Here is a 9,496-nt window from a genome sequence, read left to right on the forward strand (position 1 = left end):
ATAAGGTAATTATTATATGGTTGTCGATAAGCGAATTCATGTTGTTTTAAAAGCATTAATTCATAATCCAAATATGAGTGGTGTAGAGCTTCAATCTGAATTTGGGTTAACTCGTAAACAGCTTAGTTATACCATTAAGAAAATTAATGACTTTCTTGAATCATCTAATCTTGAATTAATTAAACGATTTAAAACAGGTAAGTTTAGTGTTCCTAAATTAGTGATCGAAACCTTTAGGGATGAGCCTGTATCGCTTGCTATTGGACGTTATATTTATTCTGAAGATGAACGAGTTCATTTGCTACTCTTTTTTCTATTAATTAGAACGGAAAGAATGTCGTTAATACATCTTTCTTCGTTCCTTACCGTCAGTCAAAACACTGTTCTTAATGATATCAAAAAAGTACAAGCAATGATTGTTCAATATCATTTACAAATCAACTATGACCGCGAGAATGGTTATCGTATTATCGGTACTGAAATTGACAAACGTTATTTGTTGCTAAAATTAATTCGCCGAATTATTAGTATGCCAATAGCTGATAAAATTTTTAGAGAAAATGAGACTATTACTCAAGGTCGTTTAGAACAAGTAGGGCAGGTTTTTAGCGAAATAGAAAAAAAATTAAAAATTGTTTTTACTGATGAGCAGTTGCAAGAGCTGACTTACTTTATTTGTTTTATGTTACAGCGCATAGAAACCGATAAAAAAATTGAGCTTTTGCCAGAGAATTATATTGAAGCTGCAAATAGTCGTGATTTTCAATTATTGAAAAAGCTCATTGAAAAATTTGGTATCACTGATCTTAATGAGCAAATTTTTTTGATGGTATTAGTGCAAAGCTCTAATATACAAACTCTATCCGATAAATATTTCCATTTAGATGCGGTGCTATTAGAATGTGTCGTTGAGGTTATTGCTAATTTTGAACAGATTAGTTGTATCACCTTTAAAGATAAGAGCGAACTGATTGAACGTATTTATCAGCATTGGAAACCTGCTTATTATCGTATTCGATATCATATTTCAAATATCAACAGTGTATATGACATTGTATTGCAAGAATTTGGTCACTTACATGAAATGGTACGAAAAGCAATTTCCCCTTTTGAAAAAATATTGCATTGTAATATGCCAGATGAAGAGGTCGCTTTTATTACTGTACTTTTGGGCGGTTGGTTAACTCGAGAAGGTTTGATTAATCGAATTAAAACAAAGAAGATCGCTATTTTTGTTTGCGAAAATAGTGCAACTGTCTCAACTTATCTTTACCTGACTTTACAAGTATTGCTCCCTGAATTACATTTTTCTGATGCCATGTCTAAACGTGAGTTCGAAAAATATCATCATTATTATGATATTGTTTTTTCTACCTCACATTTATCTACCGATAAATTGTTATTTATTGTTAATCCTTCACTGAATAACTTTCATAAAAATGCTTTTCGTCATCAAGTGATTGGCACTTTACAAGGTATTGATCCTAGCATTATTCAAATTGATGAGCTGATGTTAATTATTGAAAAATATAGCAATATCAAAGATCAAAAAGCACTGCAAAAGGAGTTAACTGCATATCTTTATAACGATGAAATGAATGATAACCCCGTACTAATAACACAACAAGAAATTCCCTCATTAGCCGACTTAATGCAAAAAGAACATATCAACATTATAGAAAAAGTGAATATAGCATGGGAGGATGCATTAGCATTAGCTGCCCAACCATTGTTAAACAACCAATCCATAGAAAGTGAGTATCTTGAAAGAATGGTGAATAAAATCCAATTTGAGCAACCTTACATTATGCTGGTCGATGGGTTAATTATTGCCCATGCTGGTATTGATGATGGTGTAAATAAAGTCGCTATGTCTTTACTTAAATTATCAGAAAGAATCACTATTTGTGGTTATATGCAAGCTGATTTAATTGTTGTTTTAGCAACAAATAATCCTCAAAAACACCTTAAAGCACTTGCTCAATTAAATGAATTATTAGAATTTCACGAAGGTGCAACGCGCATACGAAATGCCAAAAATAGCAATGAAATTTGGGAATTGTTTGCCAATTATCAATGAATATCTTGTCAAAATAGGAGTTACACAATGTTAGAGATACAAAAACAATATGTGGTCGACATGGCTAAAAAATCGAGTGAGTGGGGGCTTTGTAAACATAAAGCAGGTAATTCTAGCGTTCGTGATAAAGAGTCAGGGTATGTTCTTGTCACGCCAACAACAATTGATAAAAAGTTGTTAACAATTCGGGATATTGTTGTGATGGATATTGATGCTAACGTTATTGAAGCCGATTCAGGATTGAGACCAACCAGTGAGTGTTTAATGCATCTTGAGATTTATAAAGCCCGTCCAGATGTTTTTGCTATTTCACACACGCATTCTATTTTTGCAACATCATTTGCTGTATTAGCAAAACCTATTCCTGCCGTTGTTTATGAGTGTGCAATTCTTAATTTAAAAGATGGTGTGATCCCTGTTGCACCCTATGGTCGACCGGGTACCCCAGACCTTTCAAATAGCGTTATAGAACCCATAAAACGAGCTGATGCCATTTTAATGGAAAAGCATGGTGCTATTGCCGTAGACAAAGATCCTTATGAGGCTGTATTAAAGGCTGCATATATTGAAGAAATGGCTGAAATATACTATCACGCTTTACTGATTAATGGTGGTAAAGATCCAGGTGGATTTCCGCCAGAGGAATTACAGCGTTGGGCATATCCTTCGCAAATTAAATTTAAAAAATGATTTTTAGTCTATTGGTTTTAGCCAATTAATAGAAAAATAGTGAATCAGTAAGAAATTTTATTTTAAAAAATTAGATGTTGTTTGAATACTTAGAATATTATTTTATCTATATTGCGATGATGATGTCCGCCGATAATGTCGGCGGATTTATTGTTTTATTGGGTTTGGATATATTTATTCATATATTTTAAGATATACGCCATTGAAGCCGCTCCCGGATCCATGTGACCAATTGCGCGTTCACCTAAATTTTTAGTTCGTCCAAATACAGCGATCATCTGTTTCGTTTTTTCTGCGCCTTCCATAGTAGATTGTGCTATTTTAGGGAGCGCATCGATTAACTTCGAAGATGTTAATTGACTTGCGGTTGTTGCACTAGCGGCTAAGGCATCAACCATAGTTTTATCCCCTGGTTTGGCTTTTCCTCGTTGATAGACTGCCTGCCAACCTTCATTAAGGAGTTTTGATAATGCATCAGAATCAAACTCTGTTACGCCTGTAATACTTTTTCCGCCCGCTCTAAATAAAGTACCAAAAATAGCGCCAGAAGCTCCGCCCATACTTATCATTAATTTTGTACCAATTTGCGTAAAAAAATCACCTATATTAGTTGGTTGAAATTTTTCGTCTTGTAGTAGCACCATGATAGCTGTAAATCCACGTTTCATACCGATGCCGTGATCGCCATCGCCGACTAATTGATCTAAAGCGGTTAATGTTGGTTCACTTTCGATCATTTTTTGGGCGGTAAATAACATCATTTTACGAACTTGTAATAAATTCATTCTATTTTCTCCATCCTAGTGTTTGACAAGGTAAATCATAAAGATGTTGTAATTCTTCATCTAATTTCATTAAGCTAATTGAAAAACCAGACATTTCAAGGGATGTACAAAAATGGCCAACAACGACATCGTGGCTGATTATGCCGCGTGTATCCAGCTCAATACCGACTTTACGTGTTACAATGAACAGTTCGGCGTTACTCAGTGCGCCTAAATTATTAATTAATACACATACGCGGTCGCCTTTTTTAAACGGTAAATCATCACACAAGCTGTCTATCATCTCGTTAACAACTTCATCAGATGACGTTATAGCTTGTCGACGTAATCCAGCTTCACCATGAATACCAATACCAATTTCAATTTCGTTATCATCTAATTCAAAATTGAAATGATTTGATTGAGGTAATGCGCATCCATCTAGGGCGACACCGATGGTACGAACATTGTTGTTTGCTTTTGATACAACTTGGTAGAGATTTTCAAGGTCGTATTTTTCAAATTGTGCGGCAGCGCCAGCAATTTTGTATAAAAACATAATACCAGCAACGCCACGGCGATCAGAAATCTTAGATAATGGTGCCGAAGCAATATCATCAGTTGCTCGAATCGTTTTGATGACAATATTTTCTTCTCCTAATATTTCGGCTGCAATATCAAAATTCATTCCATCACCAGAATAATTACCAAACAAAAATAGTACGCCTTTTCCTTTTTCTATAGCTTTGGTTACCTCAATAATTTGATCTGGAGATGGCGATGTGAAAACTTCGCCAATTGCACAGCCATCAATTCCGCCTTTACCAATAAATCCTGCAAAGGTTGGTTCGTGGCCACTACCACCACCTGAGACAATAACTACTTGATCACTGGCAATATGGTTACCATAAACGGCACAATGTTCAGAAATTGCAGTTAATCTACCCTGATTGGCATAGATTAACCCCTGCATGACTTCTTGTCTTACATTATTTGGATTATTAAGTAGTTTTTTGGGTTTTCGCATTCTTTATTTCCTCTTTTATTATAGTTAACAACATTTATTGTAGGGAAAATTAATAACTCAAACGAATACAATTAATGACAAATAATATCCTACTTATTGCGCATCATCGGGATGATTTAGTTGATCTTTATGAGAGCTAGAAATTTAGTGTTTTATTCTTGAAAAGGTATAGTATCACTAATACTTATTAATAACTTGTTTATAAAATAATATTGCAGTTATAATTTGTAAAAAATTTCAGGAGCGTAGGTGTTTAGCTATAAGCACCATCAATCATAATCGATGAATACAGAATCTTATCTTCAACGTTTTAGTGGTATTGCAAGGCTTTATGGTCAGTCGGCTTTGCAATGCTTTTCACAAGCGCATATTTGTGTAATTGGTATTGGAGGTGTCGGTTCTTGGGTTACAGAGTCACTCGCGCGTAGTGGTATTGGTAAAATTACCTTAATTGATATGGATGATGTATGCGTGACAAATACTAATCGTCAAATTCATGCTTTAAAATCTAATATAGGTAAAGCTAAAACCTCAGTGATGGCAGAACGTATTTTACAAATTAACCCTGAATGTGTGGTGAATGAAATTGATGATTTCATTAATATCGATAACGTCAGCGAATATTTGGGAACAAAGCAATCACCACGGTATAACTATATTATCGATGCAATTGATAGTGTACATGATAAAGCAGCGGTACTTGCATATTGTAAGCGACAAAAATTAAAAGTGATTACCATTGGCGGGGCTGGTGGTCAAAAAGATCCGACACAAATTAAAATTGCTGATTTAGCAAAAACCGTTCAAGATCCATTAGCGGCGAAGTTACGTGAAAAGCTAAAGCATAATTATAAATTAAACAAAGATAGTAAAGGTAAATATGGCATTCCTTGTGTATTTTCAACGGAACAATTAACGTATCCTTCTAAAAATGGGCAAATATGCTTTACAAAAAGTGATGCAGAGGGGCCTAAAAAAATGGACTGTGAATCGGGGTTTGGAGCAATTACAACAGTTACAGCTACCTTTGGTTTTGTGGCCGTTAGTTATGTGTTAAATAAATTATGTAACATATAACTTTTTAGAACTAGCCATTTTTTCTTTATCAGAAATAGCATTAAAGGATAACTACTTATTTATTAAAAGTAGTTTCCCTTTGTGTACTGTTTAATTACTTCTTTTCAGTGGTTCAAAGTATAAATAAATTAGTTACTTTTATTAACATGCTTTTTTTTCTTCAATATATTATTGTATAAAGTAAAAATCTGATTTACGATAACGTCAATTTCGTTTTGTTATTATGCTTAAGCATTAAATAGTTTCATGGAAGACGCCAAACGATCCCGATTTATTTTTTAATTTCAAGGAGAAATCTATGGCAGTAACTAATATGAATGAGTTAAATGAGTTAATGGCTCGCGTCAAAAAAGCACAGGAGACTTATTCGACTTATACTCAAGAGCAAGTTGACAAAATCTTTGTGGCAGCAGCAACCGCCGCTGCTGCTGCACGTATCCCTCTTGCACAGCAGGCTGTTGCTGAGTCAGGAATGGGAATTGTTGAAGATAAAGTCATAAAAAATCTTTTTGCTGCAGAGTATATTTTAAATAAATATCGTCACGATAAGACTTGTGGGGTAGTCGCTGAAAATGAGCCATTTGGTACTATTACTATAGCAGAACCACTTGGTATTATTTGTGGAATTGTTCCTACTACTAATCCAACTTCTACCGCAATTTTCAAATCCTTAATTAGTCTAAAAACACGTAATGCAATTGTTTTCTCTCCACATCCTAGAGCAAAAAAATCAACGATTGAAGCGGCTCGAATTGTGTTAGATGCAGCAATAAAAGCGGGTGCACCAAAAGATATTATTGGTTGGATTGATGAACCATCTATCGAATTATCAAATGCATTAATGCATCACGATGATGTGGCAGCTATTTTAGCGACAGGTGGACCGGGTATGGTTAAAGCTGCTTATAGTTCAGGTAAACCAGCATTAGGTGTTGGAGCCGGTAATACGCCTGTTGTTATTGATGAAACAGCTGATTTAAAACGTGCTGTAGCTTCTGTACTTATGTCTAAAACTTTTGATAATGGTATGATTTGTGCTTCAGAGCAAGCTATTGTCGTGGTTGATTCTGTGTATGATGAAGTGCGTCGTTTATTAACCCAATATGGTGCATATGTATTAAATGCTAAAGAAACCAAAGCAGTACAAGGTATTATTTTAAACGATAAAGGCGCATTAAATGCCAATATTGTTGGTCAACCAGCAACAAAAATTGCTGAAATGGCTGGTCTTAAAGTGCCTGCTGGTTCAAAAGTCCTTGTTGGTGAAGTGAGTAAAGTCGATTTGTCTGAGCCATTTGCCCATGAAAAACTTTCACCAACGCTAGCCATGTTTAAAGCGAAAGATTTTTCTGAAGCGGTAGATAAAGCGGAAAAATTAGTTGAAATGGGGGGAATGGGGCATACTTCTGTTCTTTATACTGATCAAGATAGCAACCGTGAACGTATTGCTTATTTTGGTAGTAAAATGAAAACTTGCCGTATTTTAATTAATCAACCAGCGGCTCATGGTGGTATTGGTGATTTGTATAATTTTGATTTAGCGCCATCTTTAACTTTAGGATGTGGCTCTTGGGGTGGAAACTCGGTATCTGAAAATGTTGGACCGAAGCACTTAATTAATAAGAAAACCATCGCTAAGAGAGCAGAAAATATGTTATGGCATAAACTACCAAGTTCTATCTATTTTAAACGTGGCTCACTACCTGTTGCTTTAAGTGAAGTGATTGAGCAAGGCGCAAAACGTGTATTTTTGGTAACAGATAAATTCTTATTTAATAATGGTTACTCAAAACAAATTACTGATCAATTAGAAGCTCAAGGCGTTATTTGTGAAACCTTCTTTGATGTAGAAGCAGATCCAACTTTAAGTGTTGTGCATAAAGGAACAGATTCTATGCGAGCATTCCAACCTGATACTATAATTGCATTAGGTGGTGGTTCACCAATGGATGCAGCTAAAATCATGTGGGTTTTATATGAGCATCCTGAAACCAAATTCGAAGAATTAGCATTGCGCTTTATGGATATCCGTAAACGTGCTTGCCATTTCCCAAATATGGGTCAAAAAGCAAAATTAATTTGTGTAACAACGACATCAGGTACAGGTTCTGAAGTGACGCCATTTGCTGTGGTTACTGATGATGCAACGGGGCAAAAATATCCATTAGCCGATTATGCAATTACTCCACATATGGCTATTGTTGATGCTAATTTAGTGATGAATATGCCTCGCTCACTTTGTGCAGCTGGCGGTTATGATGCAGTAACACATGCACTAGAGGCTTATGTATCAGTCATGGCTAGTGAGTTTTCTGATGGACAAGCATTACAAGCTTTAAGCATACTTAAAACTTATCTACCTGCAAGTTATCGGGAAGGTGCTAAAAATCCTGTCGCTCGAGAAAAAGTGCATAGTGCAGCGACATTAGCTGGTGTTGCTTTTGCTCAGGCATTTCTTGGTGTTTGTCACTCAATGGCGCATAAAATTGGTGCAGCTTTCCATATTCCACATGGTGTGGCAAATGCGATGTTAATTAGTAATGTTGTGCGTTTTAATGCAACTGACAAACCAACTAAGCAAGGCACATTTAGCCAATATGGTTATCCTAAAGCAATTGCCCGTTATGCAGAAGTTGCTGATCATTTAGGTTTAACCGCAGCTACTGATAAAGATGAGAAAAAAGTCGAGAAATTAATTGGTTGGTTAGATCAACTTAGAAAAGATCTTGATATTCCATTCTCCATTAAAGAATTTGGTGTGGATGAAAAGACTTTCTTGTCTCAAGTCGATCAATTAGCGGTTGATGCTTTTGATGACCAATGTACTGGTGCAAATCCTCGATATCCTTTAATTGCAGAGTTAAAACAAATTCTGCTTGATACCTATTATGGTCGTGCATATCAGGACAAAGGGGACATTAATGAGGATGTTGCTATCCATACCGCAGCAAAAGGTGCTGAGACCCCTAAGAAAAAAGTCGCTAAAAAGAAATAATCTAAATTAATTTTTTGATTAAAAAAAGGCCTGAAATAGCTCATATTTCAGGTCTTTTTTATATTTTTGACTTTTTTTTAATCAAACAAAATAAAATTTGTTTTTTTTGCTTGCAAGGTTAAATGTTCTAGTCCATAATGCGCAGCACTTAGGCCGGCTTAGCTCAGTAGGTAGAGCAACTGACTTGTAATCAGTAGGTCGCCAGTTCGATTCCGGCAGCCGGCACCATTTTCCTAAGTAAACAGTTTATAAAGATTCGGGGTGGGGTTCCCGAGCGGCCAAAGGGAGCAGACTGTAAATCTGCCGTGTCACACTTCGAAGGTTCGAATCCTTCCCCCACCACCATCATCTAATATTAGCAATAGCTAATTGAAGCATTTAGGTAGCCGAGTTTGAACATGCGGGCATCGTATAATGGCTATTACCTCAGCCTTCCAAGCTGATGATGCGGGTTCGATTCCCGCTGCCCGCTCCAATTGCTGATATAGCTCAGTTGGTAGAGCGCACCCTTGGTAAGGGTGAGGTCGGCAGTTCAAATCTGCCTATCAGCACCATTCTTGTTAATTTCCTAAACTTCTAAAAATATCAAATTTGACTGCTTTAAAGCTTGTCACTTGATAGCTTTATCTGTTATTATTCAGAGCTAATTTTAAGTTAGTATTATGTTGATATTGAATATGATACTTGGTTAATGTGGTGACTCACCACCGATTTGTATTACATTGAGGGACGATAAATGTCTAAAGAAAAATTTGAACGTACAAAACCCCACGTTAACGTTGGTACAATCGGCCACGTTGACCATGGTAAAACAACTTTAACTGCGGCAATTACTTCTGTACTTGCTAAAAAATACGGCGGTC

The 9,496-nt window shown here is 35.8% G+C and carries 7 protein-coding genes and 4 tRNA genes; 9 read left to right on the forward strand and 2 right to left on the reverse strand.

Annotated features, from left to right (window positions below; all coding sequences use genetic code 11):
* The first annotated feature begins 16 nt into the window (after positions 1-16).
* A complete protein-coding gene (locus ACYH9I_RS08070) occupies positions 17-2,080 on the forward strand; it encodes a BglG family transcription antiterminator (RefSeq protein ID WP_483560216.1) in 2,064 nt (687 codons plus the stop codon).
* 27 nt (positions 2,081-2,107) lie between these two features.
* Positions 2,108-2,770 carry a class II aldolase/adducin family protein gene (locus tag ACYH9I_RS08075; RefSeq protein WP_483560218.1) on the forward strand — a complete coding sequence of 221 codons (663 nt, stop codon included), beginning with the start codon at positions 2,108-2,110 and terminating at the stop codon, positions 2,768-2,770.
* A 155-nt stretch (positions 2,771-2,925) separates the two neighbouring features.
* Here ACYH9I_RS08075 and dhaL read toward each other — a convergent pair whose 3' ends face one another.
* Together dhaL and ACYH9I_RS08085 are read right to left on the reverse strand one after the other, a co-directional pair.
* Positions 2,926-3,555, reverse strand: a complete 630-nt coding sequence (dhaL, locus tag ACYH9I_RS08080) for a dihydroxyacetone kinase subunit DhaL (RefSeq protein WP_483560220.1) — start codon at positions 3,553-3,555, stop codon at positions 2,926-2,928.
* Position 3,556: 1 nt separating this feature from the next.
* Positions 3,557-4,561: a dihydroxyacetone kinase subunit DhaK gene (locus ACYH9I_RS08085; protein WP_483560221.1), complete on the reverse strand. Its 1,005-nt coding sequence runs from the start codon at positions 4,559-4,561 to the stop codon at positions 3,557-3,559.
* 282 nt (positions 4,562-4,843) lie between these two features.
* Here ACYH9I_RS08085 and tcdA point away from each other — a divergent pair, with 282 nt between their 5' ends.
* The 7 genes from tcdA to ACYH9I_RS08120 form a co-directional block, all read left to right on the forward strand.
* Positions 4,844-5,638, forward strand: coding sequence for a tRNA cyclic N6-threonylcarbamoyladenosine(37) synthase TcdA (gene tcdA, locus ACYH9I_RS08090; RefSeq protein ID WP_483560223.1), 795 nt, complete (start codon positions 4,844-4,846; stop codon positions 5,636-5,638).
* A gap of 298 nt (positions 5,639-5,936) precedes the next feature.
* A complete protein-coding gene (gene adhE, locus ACYH9I_RS08095) occupies positions 5,937-8,633 on the forward strand; it encodes a bifunctional acetaldehyde-CoA/alcohol dehydrogenase (protein WP_483560225.1) in 2,697 nt (898 codons plus the stop codon).
* A 152-nt stretch (positions 8,634-8,785) separates the two neighbouring features.
* Positions 8,786-8,861, forward strand: a tRNA-Thr gene (locus ACYH9I_RS08100).
* 32 nt (positions 8,862-8,893) lie between these two features.
* Positions 8,894-8,978, forward strand: a tRNA-Tyr gene (locus ACYH9I_RS08105).
* A 55-nt stretch (positions 8,979-9,033) separates the two neighbouring features.
* A tRNA-Gly gene (locus ACYH9I_RS08110) sits at positions 9,034-9,108 on the forward strand.
* Positions 9,109-9,111: 3 nt separating this feature from the next.
* Positions 9,112-9,187, forward strand: a tRNA-Thr gene (locus tag ACYH9I_RS08115).
* Positions 9,188-9,369: 182 nt separating this feature from the next.
* Positions 9,370-9,496: GTP-binding protein (locus ACYH9I_RS08120; protein ID WP_238786112.1), on the forward strand; the 127-nt coding region annotated here is incomplete at its 3' end.

Source organism: Gilliamella sp. X-23 (genome assembly GCF_057063545.1).

Excerpts from the sequence above, each read along its gene's own strand:
- ACYH9I_RS08070 (WP_483560216.1), top strand. The coding sequence starts at position 17 with ATGGTTGTCGATAAGCGAATTCATGTTGTTTTAAAAGCATTAATTCAT.
- ACYH9I_RS08075 (WP_483560218.1), top strand. The coding sequence starts at position 2,108 with ATGTTAGAGATACAAAAACAATATGTGGTCGACATGGCTAAAAAATCG.
- dhaL (WP_483560220.1), bottom strand. The coding sequence starts at position 3,555 with ATGAATTTATTACAAGTTCGTAAAATGATGTTATTTACCGCCCAAAAA.
- ACYH9I_RS08085 (WP_483560221.1), bottom strand. The coding sequence starts at position 4,561 with ATGCGAAAACCCAAAAAACTACTTAATAATCCAAATAATGTAAGACAA.
- tcdA (WP_483560223.1), top strand. The coding sequence starts at position 4,844 with ATGAATACAGAATCTTATCTTCAACGTTTTAGTGGTATTGCAAGGCTT.
- adhE (WP_483560225.1), top strand. The coding sequence starts at position 5,937 with ATGGCAGTAACTAATATGAATGAGTTAAATGAGTTAATGGCTCGCGTC.